The following is a 19,074-nucleotide window of genomic DNA, read 5'->3' as shown; positions in this document are numbered from 1 at the left end:
GTGCCGTGCTGCGCACGAGCCGGCCCCGAACATGCTGGTCGAGTAGCCCCGCAGGGGCGTATCGAGACCCACCGTCACCGAGCGGCGGGCGCCGGCCGACGACGAACCACCACCACACACCACACATCACGAAGAACGGAAGGACCCCCGTGACGGACACGGTACTCACCAGGAGCGGCACGACCGAGGACGCCCAGTGGTGGCGGCAGGCGGCCGTCTACCAGATCTACCCGCGGAGCTTCGCGGACGCGAACGGCGACGGGATCGGCGACCTCGCCGGCATCCTCGAGCGCATCCCGTACCTGCGCGAGCTCGGGATCGACGCGGTCTGGCTCAGCCCGTTCTACCCCTCGGCCCTGGCCGACGGCGGCTACGACGTGGCCGACTACCGCGACGTCGACCCGCGGATCGGCACCCTCGCCGAGTTCGACGAGATGACGGCGCGGCTGCACGAGAGCGGCATCCGCGTGATCGTCGACATCGTCCCCAACCACTCCTCCGATCTGCACCCGTGGTTCCAGGAGGCGCTCGCCGCCCCGAAGGGCTCGCCCGCCCGGGAGCGCTACGTCTTCCGCGACGGCCGCGGCGAGGGCGGCGCCCTGCCGCCGAGCGACTGGGAGTCCGTCTTCGGCGGCCCCGCCTGGGAGCCGGTCGGCGACGGCCAGTGGTACCTGCACCTGTTCGCGAAGGAGCAGCCCGACTGGAACTGGGCGAACCGCGAGATCCGCGACGACTTCCTCGAGACCCTGCGCTTCTGGTCCGACCGCGGCGTCGACGGCTTCCGGATCGACGTGGCGCACTCGCTGGTCAAGGACCTCACCGAGCCGCTCCCCACGGCCGCCGAGATCGACGGCCAGCGACTCGACGGCAGCCACCCGTTCTGGGACCGCGACGAGGTGCACGAGGTCTACGCCGAGTGGCGCGCCCTCTTCGACTCCTACGACCCGCCGCGCACCGCCGTCGCCGAGGCCTGGGTCGACGCCTCCCGCCGCGCCCGGTACGCGAGCCCCGAGGGGCTCGGCCAGGCCTTCAACTTCGACCTGCTCGAGGCCGGCCTCGACGCGGAGGAGTTCCGCCGGCTGATCACCTTCAACCTCGAGCTGGCCGCCGAGTCGGGCTCGTCGACCACCTGGGTGCTGTCGAACCACGACGTGGTCCGGCACGCGACCCGCTACGGCCTGCCGCAGAAGGGAGCGGCCGAGACCGCGCCTGCGAAGCACTGGCTGCTCAGCGGGGGAGCGGAGCCGGTGCTCGACCGCGCCCTGGGCCTGCGCCGCGCCCGCGCCGCGACCCTCCTGCTGCTGGCGCTGCCCGGCTCGGCGTACCTCTACCAGGGCGAGGAGCTCGGCCTGCACGAGGTGGCCGGCATCCCGGACGCCGACCGCCAGGACCCGACGTTCTTCCGCAGCGGCGGCACCGACGTCGGCCGCGACGGCTGCCGCGTCCCGCTGCCGTGGGAGTCGACCGGCGACTCCTTCGGCTTCGGCCCCGGCGGCGCGCACCTGCCCCAGCCCGCCTGGTTCGCCGACTCCTCCGTCGAGGCGGAGGAGCTCGCCGAGGACTCGACGCTCGCGCTCTACCGCCGCGCCCTCGCGCTCCGGCACGAGCTGCAGACCGACGAGAGCCTGGAGTGGCGGGACGCGCAGCCCGGCGTGCTGCACTTCGCGCGCCCGAACGGCTGGCACTCGGTGACCAACCTCGGCGAGGAGCCGGTCGAGCTGCCCGAGGGCGAGGTGCTGCTCGCGAGCGCCCCGCTCGACGGCGGCCTGCTGCCGCCCGCCACGACCGTATGGCTGCGCTGACCCGGCGCGCGCTCCCCACGACGAAGGCGCCCCCGCCCGCGGGATCCGAGGATCCGACGGGTGGGGGCGCCTTCTGCGTGAGCGCCGCGCGGGCGGCGGCAGCGGGTCAGTGCGTGGACGGGTCCTGCTCGACCTCGGTGCGGTCGCCCGACCACAGCGTGTGGAAGGTGCCCTCCTTGTCGACGCGCTGGTAGGTGTGCGCGCCGAAGAAGTCGCGCTGGCCCTGCACGAGGGCGGCGGGCAGGCGCTCGGAGGCGAGCGAGTCGTAGTACGACAGCGCGGCGCCGAAGCCGGGGATCGGGACGCCCGAGAGTGCGGCGGTCGAGACGATGCGGCGCCAGGCGGCCTCGCCGTTGGCGACGGCCTCGGCGAAGTACGGGTCCTCGAGCAGCGTCGTGATCTCGGCGTTCTCGGCGTAGGCGTCGACGATGCGGTTGAGGAACTGGGCGCGGATGATGCAGCCCGCGCGCCAGATCTTCGCGACGGCGCCCTTGTCGATCTCCCAGCCGTACTTCTCGGCACCGGCGATGATCGCGTCGAAGCCCTGCGAGTAGGCGACGACCTTCGAGGCGTAGAGGGCGGCGCGGACGTCGTCCTCGAAGCCGTCGTAGAGGGCGACGGGGGTGGGGCGCGAGGTGACGCGCTTCTGCACGGCGGCGCGCTGCGCGGGCTTGGAGGAGACGGCGCGGGCGAAGACGGCCTCGGCGATGCCGCCGACGGGCACGCCCAGGTCGAGCGCGTTCTGCACGGTCCAGACTCCGGTGCCCTTCGAGCCGGCCTGGTCGAGCACGATGTCGAGGAACGGCTTGCCGGTGTCGGCGTCGACCTGTCGGAGCACCTCGGCGGTGATCTCGATCAGGTACGACTCGAGGTCGCCCTTGTTCCAGGCGTCGAAGACGTCGGCGATGGCGGCGGGCTCGTGGCCGCCGACGGTGCGGAGCAGGTCGTACGCCTCGGCGATGAGCTGCATGTCGGCGTACTCGATGCCGTTGTGGATCATCTTGACGAAGTGGCCGGCGCCGTCGGTGCCGATGTGGGTCACGCAGGGCTCGCCCTCGGCGACCGCGGCGATCGACGCGAGGATCGGTCCGAGCGTCTTGTACGACTCGACCGAGCCGCCGGGCATGATCGACGGGCCCTTGAGCGCGCCCTCCTCGCCGCCGGAGATGCCGGTGCCGACGAAGTGGATGCCGGTCTCGCGGACGGTCTTCTCGCGGCGGATGGTGTCGGTGAAGAGCGCGTTGCCGCCGTCGACGATGATGTCGCCGGGCTCGAACGCGGCGGTCAGCTGCTCGATCACGGCGTCGGTGCCGCGGCCGGCCTGGACCATGATGATCGCGGTGCGCGGGGTCTTCAGCGAGGCGGCGAAGGCCTCGATGGTCTCCGAGGCGACGAAGCCGGCCTCGGGGTGCTCGGTGATCAGCGTCTCGGTGCGCCCGTACGAGCGGTTGTAGACGGCGACGGTGTTGCCCTCGCGGCTGGCGAGGTTGCGGGCCAGGTTCGAGCCCATCACCGCCAGACCGACGACTCCGATGTTGGCTGTGGCGGTGGGCTGGTCAGACACGGTTCTCCTCGACGTACACGTTCAGGGTGGACCCGTTCAGGCTAGCGCTGGGGTCGGACGCGCAGCCGTGAGCGGCCGTGCACGGAGGTGGAACCTCTCGAGCACGGCCGTTCAGGGAGGTCAGGCGCCGTGGCCCTCGGGGACGACCTCGGAGGGGATCGGCGGGCCGGGCGGGGTGCCGTCGCCGAACGGGCGGCCGCCGAGCTCCTCGCGGTGCGAGGGGACGAGCCAGCCGGAGAGGTCCGGGCCCTTCGGCACGACGCCGGTCGGATTGATGTCGCGCTGGACTTCGTAGTAGTGCGACTTGATGTGCTGGAAGTCGATGGTGTCGCCGAAGCCCGGAGTGGCGAACAGGTCGCGGGCGTAGCCCCAGAGCGCCGGCATCGCCGAGAGCAGGTTCCGGTTGGCCTTGAAGTGGCTGTAGTACACGGCGTCGAAGCGGGCGAGCGTCGTGAAGAGGCGGACGTCCGCCTCGGTGATCGTGTCGCCGACGAGGTAGCGCTGCGTGCTGAGGCGCTCCTCCAGCCAGTCGAGGCGGGCCCAGAGCGCGTCGTAGGCGCGCTCGTACGACTTCTGCGACCCGGCGAAGCCGCACTTGTAGACGCCGTTGTTGACGTCCTGGAAGACCAGCTCGGCGACCTCGTCGATCTCGTCGCGGTGCTTCTCCGGGTACAGGTCGGGAGCGCCCTCGCGGTGGAACTGCGTCCACTCCCTCGAGAAGTCGAGCGTCATCACCGGGTAGTCGTTGGTGACGACCTGGCCGGTGGGGATGTCGACGATGGCCGGCACGGTGATGCCGCGCGGGTAGTCGGGGAAGCGTGCGAGGAACGCGTCCTGCAGGCGCGGGATGCCGAGCACCGGGTCGACGCCGCCCGGGTCGAGGTCGAAGGTCCAGCTGCGCTTGTCGTGCGTCGGGCCGCAGATCCCCATCGAGAGCGCGTCCTCGAGGCCGAGCAGTCGGCGGACGATCACGGCGCGGTTCGCCCACGGGCAGGCGCGCGAGACGACGAGCCGGTAGCGGCCTGCCTCGACCGGGTAGCCGTCGCGGCCGTCCGCGGTGATGCGGGTCGGGATGTAGTTGGTGTCGCGGTGGAAGCCGTTCTTCTCGACGTAGGAGCCGAAGTCGTCAGAAGTCATGCCCGCACGCTAGCCAGCCCGGCTGGGGGCGCGGTAGGGGCGCCCGCGGGTGGCGGCTCGGCCGCGCGGCCGGTAGGGTGGGCAGCTGAACTTCGGCGAGGGATGCCCCGTGCATCCGTGATCGACGCGGTGGAACCAGGTGGAGCTCCGGAAGGAGCGCCGCGGACCTTTCCTCACGCAGACACGCGTTCGAGTCGAAACCCCGTCCGCGGCCCCAGGCCGGGACCCGAGCAGGCGGCGCACGACGCCGTCCAGGAGAAACACCATGGCAGAACTCACCAACAAGGTCGTCGCCGAGGTCCGCACCTCGTTCGGCAAGGGAGCGGCCCGCAAGATCCGCGCCCAGAACAAGATCCCCGCGGTCCTCTACGGCCACGGCACCGAGCCCGTGCACGTCACGCTCCCCGGCCACCAGATCCTCCTGCTGGTCCGCAAGGCGAACGCGATCCTCGAGCTCGACATCGAGGGCGTCGCCCAGACGTCGCTGGTCAAGGACATCCAGCGCGACCCGGTCCGCCAGATCATCGAGCACATCGACCTCGCGGTCATCCGCCTCGGCGAGAAGGTCTCGGTCGACATCCCCGTGCACGTCGAGGGCGAGGCCGCTCCCGGCACGCTCGTCTCGACCGAGGCGAACACGCTCTCGCTCGAGGTCGACGCCACGAAGATCCCGCAGAACGTCGTCGTCTCGGTCGAGGGACTCGAGGCCGGCACGCAGATCACCGCCGCCGACGTCACCCTCCCCGAGGGCGCGACGCTGCTCACCGACCCCGAGGCGCTCATCGTGAACGTCACCGAGGAGGTCGAGCAGGACCTGGGCGAGGAGGGCGAGCCCACCGAGCCCGCCGCCCCCACCGAGGCCGCCGAGTAGTCGGAGCACCACCCGCACGAACGGGCCCGCCGCGATCGCGAGCGGGCCTGTTCCGCGTTCAGGGGTCCTGCCCCGTGGAAGACGTCGCTGCTGAGCGCATCGAGAAGAGGAAACGAGATGGGCGAGACCTGGCTGGTCGTCGGACTGGGCAACCCGGGCGCGCAGTACGCGCGCAACCGGCACAACGTCGGGCAGATGGTGCTCGACGAGCTCGCCTCCCGGATAGGCGGCTCGTTCCGCCGGCACAACCGCGCCAATGCGGTCGTCGCCGAGGGCTTCCTGCGCCCCGGCGGGCCGAAGCTGGTCCTCGGCAAGCCGAACAGCTTCATGAACCTCTCGGGCGGCCCGACGGCGCAGCTGCTCGACTTCTACTCCCTCGCGCCCGAGCGCCTGATCGTCGTGCACGACGAGCTCGACATCCCCTTCGACACCCTGCGCCTCAAGAACGGCGGCGGCCACGGCGGCCACAACGGCATCCGCGACATCCTCGCCGCGACCGACGGCGCCGACTTCCTCCGCGTGCGCGTCGGCATCGGCCGCCCGCCCGGCCGCCAGCCCGCCGCCGACTTCGTCCTCAAGGACTTCGCCGGCCCCGAGCGCGAGACCCTGCCGATCCTGATCGCCGACGCCGCCGACGCCGTCGAGCTGATCGCCGACGCCGGCCTCCAGGCCGCCCAGCTGAAGGTCCACACGACCCCGTAGCGCCGCCCTGCGCGAATCCCGATACGGGCCCGCTGGGCGGCTCTTGCTGGTCGAGCAGCCCCGGAGGGGCGTATCGAGACCCACCACCACCAGCAGGTCGGGTCTGCAGACTCGCGTTCTGACGGTGGTGGATCTCGATACGCCCGCTCCGCGGGCTAATCGATCAGCATGCAGTGGACGCCCGGCAGAGGGCGATGTCCCCCTCCATGCTGGTCGAGTAGCCCCGGAGGGGCGCATCGAGACCCACCGTCCCCAGCGCGGCGGCCGCGCCCGCGCTGCCGTGCGCCGCCCCGTCGCAACCGGCTGCTCCAGCCACTCCCGAGCGACCACTCCTGACGACTCGACCTCGCCCCTGTCCCGAACGCGGACCCAATCCGTCAAGACCGGTCGCCTCAGCTACTCCCAGCCGACCACTCCTGACGGATCGAGATGCAGCACCCGGCAGACCAGCCGACCGCCCCGAAGGCGATTTCGAAATCGCGTGCCAAGCGATTTCGAAGAGCCGATCGCAGGACGCTCTGCGGAACGCACCCCGCGCCCGACCCAACCGCGCCGCGCCGGGCAGGGACCGGCGTGGACCGACGTCCGGCACTGGCCGAGGCCGGTGTCGGAGGTCGGCAGTAAACTCCTCCGGTGCCTCTCAACCGGATCATCTCGGCGCTCTCGCGCGCCTCCACGTTCGACGACGCTCTCGCGTTCGCGATCCGCGACGCCGATTTCTCCGTGGCCGACGGCCTCCGCGTCCCCCTGCTGGCGGGTCTCCTGGAGCGCCGCGCGGAGGTCGACCGTCCGCAGGCCGCCCTCGTCGTCACGGCGACCGGCCGCGACTCCGAGAACGTCCGCGCGTCGCTCAGCTGCGTGCTGCCGGACGCCGAGGTCGTCGAGTTCCCGGCGTGGGAGACGCTGCCGCACGAGCGCCTCAGCCCCAGTGCCGAGATCGTCGGCCGCCGCCTCGACGCCCTGCGCCGGATGAAGACCTGGACCGGCGAGAAGCCGCTCGTCGTCGTCGCCTCGGTGCGCGCCGCGCTGCAGCCGGTCGCCGACAACCTCGCCGACATCGCGCCGATCCGCCTGGTCAAGGGCGGCCGCGGCTACGACCTCGGCCGCATCTCGTCCGAGCTGGTCGACCTCGCCTACTCGCGGGTCGACATGGTCACCCGGCGCGGCGAGTTCGCGGTCCGCGGCGGGATCCTCGACGTCTTCCCGGCCGTGGCCGAGCACCCGAGCCGCATCGACTTCTTCGGCGACGAGGTCGACTCCATCCGCGGCTTCTCCGTCGCCGACCAGCGCTCGCTGCCGGGGGAGGCCGACTCCGTCGTGCTGCCGCCGAGCCGCGAGCTTCTGCTCGTGCCGGCCGTCCGCCAGCGCGCCCGGGAGATGCTGCACGAGTTCCCGAGCCTCTCCGCCATGCTCGCGAAGATCGCCGAGGGCATCCCGGTCGAGGGGATGGAGTCGCTCGCCCCCGCGCTGCTGGAGCGGCTCGTCCCGATCTCGCACTACCTCCCGGCCGGCGCCGCGGTGGCCGTGCTCGCTCCGGAGCGGGTCGCCACCCGCGCGATCAGCCTCGCCGAGACGAACCGCGAGTTCCTCCAGGCCGCGTGGAGCGCCGCGACCGCCGGCGCCGAGGCCCCGATCGACCTGGCCTCCGGTGAGTTCATCTCGCTCGGCGCCCTCCGCGACGCCGTGAAGTTCAGCGCCCCCGGCGCCGAGACCCCCGACCACCCGTGGTGGACGATGAGCACCTTCCGCCAGGGTCCCGCCGCCGGCGAGGCCGAGGTGCTGCCGGAGAACCTCGGGATCGACGAGATCCTCGCCGTCCGCGTCGACGGCGAGCCCGTGCCCGGCTTCGGCGGTGCGGTCGAGGGCGCCCTCGCGCACGTGCGCGCCCGGCTCGCCGACGGCTGGAGCGTCGTGCTCACGGCCCCCGGCACCGGCACGGTCGAGCGCACCGACCAGGTGCTCGCGGAGCACGAGGTCGCCGCGCGCATCGTGCCCGACCTGCCGGCCGAGCTCGAGCCCGGCCTCGCCTACGTGCTCCAGGCCAACGTCGACCACGGCTTCGAGGTCGACGGCGCCAAGGTCGCTCTGCTCACCGACACCGAGTTCTACGGCCGCACCGTCGGCTACGACTCGCGCGCCGTGAAGAAGCTCGCCTCGCGCCGCAAGAACGTCGTCGACCCGCTGCAGCTCAGCCCCGGCGACTTCGTCGTGCACGCCACCCACGGCATCGGCCGCTTCGTCGAGCTCTCGCAGCGCGAGGTCTCCAGCGGCGGGCGGAACGCCGTGAAGACGCGACGCGAGTACCTCGTCCTCGAGTACGCGCCCAGCAAGCGCGGCTTCCCGGGCGACAAGCTGCTCGTCCCGACGGACCAGCTCGACCTCCTCTCCCGCTACGTCGGCGGCGAGGCGCCCGCGCTGAGCAAGATGGGCGGCAGCGACTGGGCGCAGGCCAAGAGCAAGGCGCGCCGCGCGGTCCGCGACATCGCGGTCGAGCTGGTGAAGCTCTACTCCGCCCGGATGGCTTCGCGCGGGCACTCCTTCCCGCCGGACACCCCGTGGCAGCGCGAGCTGGAGGAGGCGTTCCCGTTCGCGGAGACGCCCGACCAGCTGACCGTGATCGACGAGGTCAAGGCCGACATGGAGCGGCCGATCCCGATGGACCGCCTGCTCTCCGGCGACGTCGGCTTCGGCAAGACCGAGGTCGCCGTGCGCGCCGCGTTCAAGGCGATCCAGGACGGCAAGCAGGTCGCGATGCTCGTGCCGACCACGCTGCTCGTGCGCCAGCACCTCGAGACCTTCCAGGAGCGCTTCGCGGGCTTCCCGGTGCACCTGCGCGCCCTCAGCCGCTTCCAGAGCGCGAAGGAGTCGAAGGAGACGATCGAGGGCCTCGCCGACGGAACCGTCGACATGGTCATCGCGACCCACCGCCTCCTCAGCGACAACATCGTCTTCAAGGATCTGGGCCTGCTCGTGATCGACGAGGAGCAGCGCTTCGGCGTCGAGCACAAGGAGAAGCTGAAGGCGCTGAAGAAGAACGTCGACATCCTCTCGATGAGCGCCACGCCCATCCCGCGCACGCTCGAGATGGCGGTCACCGGCATCCGCGAGATGTCGACGCTCGCGACGCCGCCGGAGGAGCGCCACCCGATCCTCACCTTCGTCGGCCCGTACTCGGAGAAGCAGGTCTCGGCCGCGATCCGGCGCGAGCTGCTGCGCGAGGGCCAGGTGTTCTTCGTGCACAACCGCGTCTCGACGATCAACCGCGTCGCCGCGCAGCTCGCCGAGCTGGTGCCGGAGGCGCGCATCGCCGTCGCGCACGGCAAGCTCAGCGAGTCGCAGCTCGAGCGGATCATCGTCGACTTCTGGGAGCGCAAGTTCGACGTGCTCGTCTCGACGACCATCGTCGAGACCGGCCTCGACATCCCGAACGCGAACACCCTGATCGTCGACCGGGCCGACAAGTACGGCCTCTCGCAGCTGCACCAGCTGCGCGGCCGCGTCGGCCGTGGCCGCGAGCGCGCCTACGCCTACCTCCTCTACGACGAGATGAAGCCGCTGTCCGAGACCGCGCACGACCGCCTGCAGACCCTCGCCGCGAACTCCGACCTCGGCGGCGGCATGCAGATCGCGCTGAAGGACCTGGAGATCCGCGGCGCGGGCAACCTGCTCGGCGGCGAGCAGTCCGGCCACATCCAGGGCGTCGGCTTCGACCTCTACCTGCGGATGATCGGCGAGGCCGTCGACGGCTTCCGCGGCGAGGTCGCCGAAGGGCAGACCGAGCTGCGGCTCGAGCTTCCGGTCGACGCGCGCATCCCGGAGGAGTACGTCGACAGCGAGCGGCTGCGTCTGGAGGCGTACCAGAAGCTGTCCGCGGCGACCTCGCCGACCGCGAAGGAGGGCAGTGTCGACCTCGTGGTCGAGGAGCTGACCGACCGCTACGGCGACCTGCCCGAGGCGGTGGAGAACCTCGTCCTGGTCTCGCGGCTGCGGATGCGCGCGCAGCGCGCCGGCCTCAGCGACGTGGTCGCGATGGGCTCGAACGTCCGCGTCGCGCCCGCGCACCTCGCCGACTCGATCCAGGTGCGCCTGCGCCGGATGTACCCGACCGCGAAGTACCTGCAGCAGGCGAACGCCGTGGTCGTGCCGATGCCGGTGCTCGACGGCGTCCCGCTCGGCGACCGCGCGCTGATCGACTGGGTCGCGAACCTGCTCGACGCGCTCTTCCCCGAGCCCGCCGCCGTCGCGAGCTGACCGCCGCCGTGCCGCCCGCGCGCCGGTTCCGACCCCGAACGAAGGACCGATCATGACCGCCTCCGACGAGCACTCCGTCCCGCCGCGCATCCCCGCTCCCGACGAGCCGAGCATCCCCGAGCTCGAGGAGGACGAGACGATCGCCCCCCGCCCCGAGGAGGAGGCCGCCGACCTCGACCGCGCGACCCCCGACCTCGCCCCGCACCCCGAGGGCTAGCCCTCCCCGCGAGATGCCACTTGTGCACGCCTTTCACGGCGTGTCGCGTGCACAAGTGGCATCTCGCGGAGGGGGTCAGGACGCGAAGTGGGCGCGGACCTCGGCCTGCCAGCGGGTGCGGTCCTCGGCGGAGATGAAGGCGGCGTCGAAGGAGTTGAGCGCGAGGCGCTCGAGCTGCGCGTCGTCCATCCCGAGCTCCTCGACCAGCGCGCGGTAGTTCGCGTCGACGTAGCCGCCGAAGTACGGCGGGTCGTCGCTGGACACCGTGACGATCAGTCCCGCGTCGAGCATCGCCGGCAGCGGGTGGTCCTTCATCGTGTCGACGGCGCGCAGCGCCACGTTCGACAGCGGGCAGACCGTGATCGGCACGCCCTGCACACGGAGCATCGCCACGACCGCCGGGTCCTCCATCGCCCGGATGCCGTGATCGATCCGCTCCACCTTCAGCAGCTCGAGGGTCTCGGCGACCGTCTCCGGGCCGCCCTCCTCGCCCGCGTGCGCGACGAGGTGCAGGCCCTCCGCCGCGGCCCGCGCGTAGACGTCGATGAAGAGCTCCGGCCCGAAGCCGACCTCGTTCGAGTCGAGCCCCACGCCGATGATGTGCTCGCGGTAGGGGAGGATCGCCGTCAGCATCTCGTCGGCCGCGTCGGCCCCGAGGTCGCGCAGGAAGCACATGATGAGGTCGGTCGAGATGCCGTGCGTCTCCTCGCTCCGCCCGAGCGCACGGGTGAGCCCGCCCATCACGACGTCGAGTGCGACCCCGTTGCCCAGGTGCGTCTGCGGATCGAAGAAGATCTCGGCGCGGCGGACGTTCGCCAGCTTCGCGCGATCGAGGTAGCCGGTGGCCAGCTCGAAGAAGTCGCGCTCCGTCTTCAGGACGGTGAGGTTCGAGTAGTGCAGCTCGAGGAAGGAGGCGAGGTCCTGGAAGGCGTAGCGCGCGCGCAGGGCGTCGAGGTCCTCCGTCGGCAGCGCGATGCCGTTGCGGCGCGCCATCTCGACGATGTGCTCGGGCTCGATCGTGCCCTCGATGTGGATGTGCAGCTCGGCGCTCGGCGGGGCGCCGCGATCGAGGGCGGTGCCGGTGGCGGGAGGGGTGACGGTCACGGTGGCGTTCCTGTTCCGGGCCGCGGTCGCGTCCCGCGGTCACCGTAGTCGGCGCGTGTTACGCGCCGATGACCGGCGGATGTGCGGCCCGCGACGGCGGCCGCGCGACCGGTATCCACGGATCAGGGCACGAGAGCGGATGCGAGGATGGCCGGGTGACCGCGCATCCCCGGCTCGACGAGCTCATCCGCACCGTCCACGTCCTCCGCGCCCCGGGCGGCTGCCCGTGGGACGCCGAGCAGACTCACGAGTCGCTCGTGCGCTACCTGATCGAGGAGTCGCACGAGCTTGTCGACGCGATCGAGGCCGGCGACCGGGCCGACCTGATCGAGGAGCTCGGCGACGTGCTCTACCAGGTGCTGTTCCACTCCGACCTCGCCGCCGACGGACCGGAGCCGTTCACCATCGAGGACGTCGCGGCGCACATGAACGCCAAGATGATCGGGCGCCACCCGCACGTCTTCGGCGATGCGACCGCGGAGACGGCCGACGACGTCATCGCCGTCTGGGACGAGCTGAAGAAGACCGAGAAGCCGCACCGCACGAGCGTCCTCGATGGGATCCCGCAGGGCATGCCCGCTCTCGCGCTGGCCGACAAGGTGATCGGCAAGGCCACCACGCTCGGCATCGTCGACGCGGGGGAGGGGCCGCTGCCGATCGAGTCGGAGGAGGACCTCGGCCCGCTGCTGCTCGCGATCGTCGCGTCGGCGCGGGCGCAGGGGCTCGACGCCGAGCGCGCGCTGCGCACGGCGACGCGCGACCTGCAGGACGAGATCCGCGCGGTGGAGTTGGAGCGCCGGGAGGGGTGACTGTCGCCTCGAGTGCTGATCACGGGGATCTCGATACGCCCGCTCCGCGGGCTACTCGATCAGCATGAGGCGCGGGCTGCTCGATCAGCAGGAAGGCCGACCGTCAGGCGACCCGGCGCCCGCGGGGCAGGCGCGCCGCCGGCGTCGCCGTCCGGCGGATCGCGCCGAGCAGCAGCCCGACCGCGAGCACCAGCTGCAGCGTCAGACCGACGAACCAGGACGGGACGGTCGCGTCGAAGACCTCCTCCGCAGTGTTCGGCCGCGTCGAGCCGGTGTAGCCGGAGCAGGAGAGCTCGACGACCGGCTCCGGCGCGATCTGCGCCTGCCGCACCAGCAGCGAGAGCCCGGTGAACAGGTCCTCCGGCGAGCCGTACTCGTCGAGCTGCGGCGGGACGGCGTCGGCCAGCACGACGAACGGGTTCAGCGCGAGCAGCCCCCAGTAGTAGTCGGCCCGCGCCACCTGCGTCTCGTAGTCCGGTCCGCAGATACCCTCGTCGTCGTCGACGAAGACGGTCTGCTGCTCCGTGGTCGTGACCGCCGTCAGCAGCCCGAACGCGATCAGCGACCCGACGCTCATCGCCGCGACCACCAGGTAGGTGGTGACGACCGACATCAGCGGCCGGTCGAGGATCCCGCTGAGACCCACTCCGATCGCCGCGACGACGCCCAGCTGCACCGCGAGCACGAGCACCGAGACCGACGCGGAGGCGAGCGACACCCCGCCGACCCCGACGGCGACGAGCAGGAACGGGACCGTGCTCGCGAGGAACGCCAGCGCGACCAGCCAGGCCGAGACGAACTTGCCGAGCACGAGCTGCGCCGTGGTCACGAGGGTGACCTGCGTCGTCGCGAGGGTCCCCGCGTCGCGGTCGCCGTTCACGGCCGTGCCGGAGAGCGCGGGCGTCACCAGGCTGCCCAGCAGCAGCACGAAGTAGACGAGGGTCGAGTAGAGGAAGCCGCCCACGACGGCGCCGCTGCCCGAGAAGACGCCGGTCGCGACCACCAGCAGCCCGGTGACCGCGCCGACCAGCAGGAAGAACAGCCCGAGCAGGACGAAGGACGAGGTCCCGCGCACCCGCTGCGCGAGCTCGAGCCGGAGGACGATGCCGACGCCCTGCAGGAAGGGCAGCGGCCGGGCGGTGGTCTCGGCGCTCATCGGGCGTCCTCCTCGTTCTCGGTGCGCGGTTGCGCGGCACTCCCCGGCCGCGCGGCACTCCCCGGCTCCCCGGCCGAGCGGGTCAGATCCGAGAAGGTGTGCTCCAGCTCACCCACCGCCGGCGCGAAGCGGCTGACCGCGACCCCGGCCGACACCAGCCGCGCGAGCAGCTCGGCCGCCGCCGCATCGTTGACGACCGGCACGAGGGCCGCGTCGCGCTCCACTCGGACCGGCACGCCCGTCAGCCGCTCGACGACCTCGGCGAGCTCCGCCCCGCGCGGCCGCACCGCGTCGATCCGCCAGGCCCGCAGTGCCCGCGACGCGCGCGCGACCGCCTCCTGCGAGGCCGTCACTCCGCCGTCGAGGTAGACCGCCGCGGTCGCCATCTCGTCGAGCTCGGAGAGCACGTGACTCGAGACCAGCACCGTGCGCCCCTCGCCGGCGAGCCGCAGCACGAGGTCGCGCAGCGCGATCCGCGCGCCGGGATCGAGCCCCGAGGCAGGCTCGTCGAGCACCAGCACCGACGGGTCGTGCACGAGCGCTCGGGCGAGGCTCAGCCGCTGCTTCTGGCCGCGCGAGAGCACCCGGGTCGGCCGGTCGCCGAACTCGACCAGATCCACGAGCCCGAGCAGCTCGTCCGCCCGGGCCTCGGCATCCGGGCGTGGCAGCCCATACAGCTGCCCCGTCGTCCGCAGGGTCTCCCGGCAGGTCAGGCTCGCCCAGGAGCCGAGCACGTCGGGCATCCAGCCGAGCGCGGCGCGCACGGCGGCCGACTCCTCGACCGGGTCGTGCCCGGCCACCCGCAGCCGGCCGGCGTCGGGGCGCAGCAGCGTCGCGAGCAGCAGCATCAGCGTCGTCTTGCCCGCGCCGTTGGGCCCGATCAGCGCGGTGACCTCACCAGGCCGGGCCTCGAAGCTGGCGTCGCGCACGGCGTGCACGGACCCGAACGCCCGCGACACCCCCTCCGCGACGATGCCGGCATCAGCGTGCGTCTCCATCGAGTCCCCCTCGTCGAGTCGCGGCGATCCCCCTGACCGCGCGAGCGCGGCGAGCCTAGCCGACACCCCCGACCGGCCGGACGACGGCGGCGCGGAGGGCCGGAGAACACCGGTCGACGGTCTGGGAGAATCGCCGCATGGCTTCTGCGATCACCCCGCCCCGCGGCATGCGCGACTTCCTCCCGGCCGACAAGGCGAAGCGCGAGCACGCGCTCGGAGTGATCCGCCGGGTCTACGCGGCGCACGGCTTCGACGAGATCGAGACCCCGGTCGTCGAGGACTTCGAGCGCCTGCACTCGGGCCTCGGCGGCGACAACGAGAAGCTCGCCTTCAGCGTGCTGCGCCGCGGCCTCTCGCACGACGACCTCGCCGCGGCGGCCGCCGCCGACGACGCCTCGGGCCTCGCCGACCTCGGCCTCCGCTTCGACCTCACCGTCCCGCTCGCCCGCTTCTACGCCAGCCACCGCGCCGAGCTGCCGACCGTCTTCCGCTCGGTCCAGATCGCCCCGGTCTGGCGCGCCGAGCGCCCGCAGAAGGGTCGCTACCGCCAGTTCGTGCAGTGCGACATCGACATCATCGGCGAGCCGGGGCAGCTCGCCGAGGTCGAGCTGATCACCGCCACCGCCGCGGCCCTCGACACCCTGGGCCTGCGCGAGTGCACCATCCGCATCAACGACCGCCGGATCCTCACCGGCATCCTCGAGCACTGCGGCTTCGCGCCCGAGCGCTTCGGCCCGGCCCTCATCTCGATCGACAAGCTCGACAAGATCGGCGCGAGCGGAGTCGTCGCCGAGCTCGAGGCCGACGGACCGGACGCCGCGGCCGTGCTCGGCGGCTACCTCGCCCGTATCGAGGCGGACGTCGCCGCCGGGGGAGTGGCGCTCGAGCAGTCCGCGATTCTCGGCGTGCTGCCCGAGGGAATCGACCCGGAGGCGGTGCTCGCCCTCGAGACGCTCGCCCGGTCGCTGCGCTCGCTGCCGACCGGCGTCTCGCTCCGCTTCGACCCCACGCTCGTGCGCGGGATGGGCTACTACACCGGCACCATCTTCGAGATCGCACACCCCTCCTCCGGCTCGTCGGTCGGCGGCGGCGGGCGCTACGACGGCATGATCGGCCGGTTCCTCGGCCAGGAGGTGGCGGCCTGCGGCTTCTCGATCGGCTTCGAGCGGATCGTCGAGCTGATCGACGTGCCGCTCGACGAGCGGCCGGACGCGATCGTCCTCGTGCACGAGCGCGACGCCGCCCCCGAGCTGCTGCTCGCCCTCAAGCAGGAGCTGATCGCCGCCGGCTCCCGCGTGCGCCTCGAGCGCCGCGCCAAGAACCTCACACCGCTGCTCGACCGGGCCGCCGCTGCCGGCTTCACGCGCTTCGCACTCGTGCCTCGCGATGCCGTGACGGCCGCGGATCTCGCGTTCAAGCCGCTCGGCTGAGCTGAGAGGGGCCTCAGTCGATCCGCCGGGAGGGACGGGCGGAGCGGTCGGATCGTTGGCGGATCCGTGAGACCCTTAATACCCGCGAAATCTGCGGACACACCGGAGAAATCTCCCGAGGATAGCGTCGAGGCACCCCGATCGGCGCGGCTTGGCGCGCCCGGCAGGGCACCCGTCGCGACCCGCGCACCACAGCAGCTTCCACCGCCTTACCCGAGGAGTCCCCCTTGCCCCTGTCGCCCTTCCGCACCGCGCAGACCTTCGACCGCCGCAGCGTCCTGCGCATGGCCGGCGTCGCCGGTCTCGCCCTCGGCGGAGTCTCCGTCCTCGCCTCCTGCGCCTCCGACTCCTCCGGCGCCTCGGCCGAGGACGGCGGCGACCTCGGCACCCTGAAGGTCCAGCTCTCCTGGATCAAGAACGAGGAGTTCGCGGGCGAGTTCTTCGCCGACTCCAAGGGCTACTACACCGAGGCCGGCCTCGCCGGCGTCACGCTGACCGCGGGCCCCTCCACCGGCACCGCCGAGCTGCTCTCGGGCTCGGCCGACGTCGCGCTGAGCGACGCCGTCTCGGTCGGCACCGTCGTCGCGACCCAGGAGGCGCCGCTCAAGATCATCGGCGCGACCTACCAGAAGAACCCGTTCACGGTCCTCTCGATCGCGACCGCCGGCAACATCGCCACCCCCGCGGACCTGGCCGGCAAGAAGATCGGCGTCCAGGCGTCGAACACCTCTCTCTTCCAGGCGCTGCTCAAGGCGAACGGCCTCTCCGAGTCCGACCTCACGGTCGTCCCGGTCGAGTACGACCCGTCCGTGCTGATCAACGGCACGGTCGACGGATTCATCGCCTACCTGACCAACGAGGCGATCACCGTCGCCGCCGAGGGCTACGAGGTCGTCAACCTGCCCTTCGCCGACAACGGCCTCCCGTTCGTCGCCGAGACCTTCACCGTCACCGACATGGCCATCGCGGACAAGCGCGAGGCGCTCAAGGCGTTCCTCGTCGCCGAGATCAAGGGCTGGACCGACGCGGTCAACGACCCGGAGGCCGGCGCGATGCTCGCGATCGAGACCTACGGCAAGGACCTCGGCCTCGACGAGGAGTCCTCCAAGAAGGGCTCCACTATCCAGTCGGAGGAGCTCGTCGTCTCGGACGAGACCGCCTCGAACGGCCTCTTCACGATCTCGGACAGCCTCCAGGAGGAGACGCTCGCGTCGCTCTCGGGCGCCGGCATCGAGGTCGACGCCGCCGACCTCTTCGACATGAGCCTCCTCGCCGAGGTCTACGAGGAGAACCCCGACCTCGTCAAGTACGCCGCCTGACCGCGGTCATCGAACCAGCACCACGGAGGGCACCACTCGTGACCGACACGACCGACGCCGGCACTCTGCGCGAGCAGGGTGCCGGCGGCACCGGCATCCAGATCCACGGCCTGTCGAAGACGTTCCGGATGGGCTCTCGCAGCGTCACCGCGCTGCAGGACACCGATCTGCACACCGACCAGGGCAGCTTCCTCGCGCTCCTCGGCCCCTCGGGCTGCGGCAAGTCCACCATCCTGCGCATTCTCGCGGGGCTGGAGGAGCCCACCTCGGGCTCTATCCGGGTGGACGGCCGCACGCCCAAGGAGCTGCGCCGCGACAACAAGCTCGGCATCGCCTTCCAGGACCACGCGCTCCTGCCCTGGCGCAGCGTGATGTCGAACATCCGCCTCCCGTTCGAGATCGCGGGCAAGTCGGTCGACCAGTCCTACATCGACGAGCTGATCGACCTCGTGGGCCTGCGCGGCTTCGAGAAGGCGAAGCCGGCGCAGCTCTCCGGCGGCATGCGCCAGCGCGTCTCGATCGCCCGCTGCCTCATCCTCAAGCCCGAGGTGCTGCTGCTCGACGAGCCGTTCGGCGCGCTCGACGACATGACGAGGCAGAAGCTCAACCTCGAGCTGCTGCGGATCTGGACCGAGAAGCCTGCCACGACCCTCCTCGTCACCCACGGCATCTCAGAGGCGATCTTCCTCTCCGACCAGGTCGCCGTGATGAGCCCGCGGCCCGGCCGGGTCAAGGAGATCATCGAGATCGACCTGCCCCGTCCGCGCACCCCCGAGATGCAGCGCACCCCCGAGTTCCACGCGTACGTCGACCAGGCGTCCGAGCTGCTGTTCGGCGACGGCGGCGCGGCCGCCGACGACCACTGAGGCGCACCGTGGCCACGCTGCTCCCCGCTCCCGTCCCGACGACCGAGCGCCGCTCGCGCTCCCTGCCGCCCTGGGCGTCGGGGCTGATCGGCATCGTCGGCATCGTCGCCGTCTGGTGGCTGATCGCCCTGGTCACCGCCCCCACCGGCGGCACGACCTATGCGCCGGTCCCCACGCCGATCCAGGTCGCGCAGACCATCGCCGAGGACGGGCCCGCCTTCTACTGGGCGAACTTCTCGGTGACGATCGGCGAGGCCGCGGTCGGCTACTTCTGGGGCAACCTGGTCGCCCTGGTGCTGTCCGCGCTCGTCCTGGTCGTGCCGTGGCTGGAGGGGATCGTCTCCCAGCTCGCGGTCGTCACCTACTGCGTGCCGATCGTGGCGATCGGGACGCTCGTGCTCCTCATCCTCGGCGGCTCCGACGCGCCGGGGCAGCCGAGCGCCACCGCGATCTTCCTCGCCGGGCTCTCGGTCTTCTTCACCACCGTCGTCGGCAGCCTGCTCGGCCTCAAGGCGGCCGACAAGGCGTCGCTCGACGTCGTGACCGTCTACGGCGGCACCAAGTTCACCCAGCTGCGCAAGGTCCGCGCGATCGCCGCTCTGCCGAACATCCTCTCGGCGCTGCAGATCGCGGTCCCCGCGGCCTTCCTCGGCGCGATCCTGGGGGAGTACTTCGGCAAGATCGAGACCGGGGTCGGGCCGATCCTGGTCGCGGCGCAGGTCTCGCTGAACTCACCGCGTGTCTGGGCGCTCTTCCTCCTCTGCGCGGCGGTGGCCCTGATCGGCTACGGCCTCGTCGGCCTGATCGGGCGCCTCATCGCCCCGTGGTCCTCCGGAAAGCGGGCATGA

15 protein-coding genes are annotated in these 19,074 nt (G+C 71.8%); 10 read left to right on the top strand and 5 right to left on the bottom strand.

Annotation, left to right across the window (positions count from 1 at the left end; genetic code table 11):
* Positions 1-149 precede the first annotated feature (149 nt).
* Positions 150-1,802: a glycoside hydrolase family 13 protein gene (locus GTU73_RS14715; RefSeq protein ID WP_160090444.1), complete on the top strand. Its 1,653-nt coding sequence runs from the start codon at positions 150-152 to the stop codon at positions 1,800-1,802.
* A 106-nt stretch (positions 1,803-1,908) separates the two neighbouring features.
* On the opposite strand, the gene gndA is transcribed toward GTU73_RS14715, so the two are convergent.
* Complete coding sequence (gene gndA, locus GTU73_RS14710) at positions 1,909-3,366, bottom strand: NADP-dependent phosphogluconate dehydrogenase (RefSeq protein ID WP_132437722.1); 1,458 nt, start codon at positions 3,364-3,366, stop codon at positions 1,909-1,911.
* 120 nt (positions 3,367-3,486) lie between these two features.
* Positions 3,487-4,503, bottom strand: coding sequence for a glutathione S-transferase C-terminal domain-containing protein (locus GTU73_RS14705; protein ID WP_160090443.1), 1,017 nt, complete (start codon positions 4,501-4,503; stop codon positions 3,487-3,489).
* 265 nt (positions 4,504-4,768) lie between these two features.
* On the opposite strand from GTU73_RS14705, the gene GTU73_RS14700 reads away from it, so the two are divergent.
* The 4 genes from GTU73_RS14700 (at position 4,769) to GTU73_RS14685 (ending at position 10,544) form a co-directional block, all read left to right on the top strand.
* Entirely contained in the window at positions 4,769-5,374 is a 606-nt protein-coding gene (locus GTU73_RS14700) for a 50S ribosomal protein L25/general stress protein Ctc (RefSeq protein WP_160090442.1), read from the top strand.
* A 117-nt stretch (positions 5,375-5,491) separates the two neighbouring features.
* Entirely contained in the window at positions 5,492-6,076 is a 585-nt protein-coding gene (gene pth, locus GTU73_RS14695) for an aminoacyl-tRNA hydrolase (RefSeq protein WP_160090441.1), read from the top strand.
* 633 nt (positions 6,077-6,709) lie between these two features.
* Positions 6,710-10,327 carry a transcription-repair coupling factor gene (gene mfd, locus GTU73_RS14690; protein ID WP_160090440.1) on the top strand — a complete coding sequence of 1,206 codons (3,618 nt, stop codon included), beginning with the start codon at positions 6,710-6,712 and terminating at the stop codon, positions 10,325-10,327.
* Positions 10,328-10,379: 52 nt separating this feature from the next.
* Positions 10,380-10,544: a hypothetical protein gene (locus GTU73_RS14685; protein WP_160090439.1), complete on the top strand. Its 165-nt coding sequence runs from the start codon at positions 10,380-10,382 to the stop codon at positions 10,542-10,544.
* A gap of 75 nt (positions 10,545-10,619) precedes the next feature.
* On the opposite strand, the gene GTU73_RS14680 is transcribed toward GTU73_RS14685, so the two are convergent.
* Complete coding sequence (locus tag GTU73_RS14680; protein ID WP_160090438.1) at positions 10,620-11,648, bottom strand: adenosine deaminase; 1,029 nt, start codon at positions 11,646-11,648, stop codon at positions 10,620-10,622.
* A 155-nt stretch (positions 11,649-11,803) separates the two neighbouring features.
* On the opposite strand from GTU73_RS14680, the gene GTU73_RS14675 reads away from it, so the two are divergent.
* Positions 11,804-12,457 (top strand): MazG family protein, encoded by a 654-nt coding sequence (locus GTU73_RS14675; RefSeq protein ID WP_123733558.1) that lies wholly within the window; start codon positions 11,804-11,806, stop codon positions 12,455-12,457.
* A 103-nt stretch (positions 12,458-12,560) separates the two neighbouring features.
* Here GTU73_RS14675 and GTU73_RS14670 read toward each other — a convergent pair whose 3' ends face one another.
* The gene (locus GTU73_RS14670) at positions 12,561-13,613 is read right to left on the bottom strand and encodes an ABC transporter permease (RefSeq protein WP_160090436.1); all 1,053 of its coding nucleotides are present in this window, start codon (positions 13,611-13,613) and stop codon (positions 12,561-12,563) included.
* On the bottom strand, positions 13,610-14,611 hold the full coding sequence (locus tag GTU73_RS14665; RefSeq protein ID WP_160090435.1) for an ABC transporter ATP-binding protein: 1,002 nt from the start codon (positions 14,609-14,611) through the stop codon (positions 13,610-13,612). Before GTU73_RS14665 ends, GTU73_RS14670 begins: the two co-directional genes overlap by 4 nt.
* Before the next feature lie 137 nt (positions 14,612-14,748).
* Here GTU73_RS14665 and hisS point away from each other — a divergent pair, with 137 nt between their 5' ends.
* From hisS to GTU73_RS14645, 4 genes are all read left to right on the top strand, one after another.
* Positions 14,749-16,041 carry a histidine--tRNA ligase gene (gene hisS / locus GTU73_RS14660; protein ID WP_160090434.1) on the top strand — a complete coding sequence of 431 codons (1,293 nt, stop codon included), beginning with the start codon at positions 14,749-14,751 and terminating at the stop codon, positions 16,039-16,041.
* 227 nt (positions 16,042-16,268) lie between these two features.
* A complete protein-coding gene (locus GTU73_RS14655; protein ID WP_244231652.1) occupies positions 16,269-17,360 on the top strand; it encodes an ABC transporter substrate-binding protein in 1,092 nt (363 codons plus the stop codon).
* 128 nt (positions 17,361-17,488) lie between these two features.
* Entirely contained in the window at positions 17,489-18,226 is a 738-nt protein-coding gene (locus tag GTU73_RS14650; protein WP_123705595.1) for an ABC transporter ATP-binding protein, read from the top strand.
* An 8-nt stretch (positions 18,227-18,234) separates the two neighbouring features.
* Positions 18,235-19,074, top strand: a complete 840-nt coding sequence (locus GTU73_RS14645; protein ID WP_244231651.1) for an ABC transporter permease subunit — start codon at positions 18,235-18,237, stop codon at positions 19,072-19,074.

The organism is Rathayibacter sp. VKM Ac-2804 (assembly GCF_009866655.1).
Classification (GTDB): domain Bacteria; phylum Actinomycetota; class Actinomycetes; order Actinomycetales; family Microbacteriaceae; genus Rathayibacter.
The sequence above is the reverse complement of the archived record's forward strand: the minus strand, read 5'-3'. Positions and strand labels throughout refer to the sequence as shown.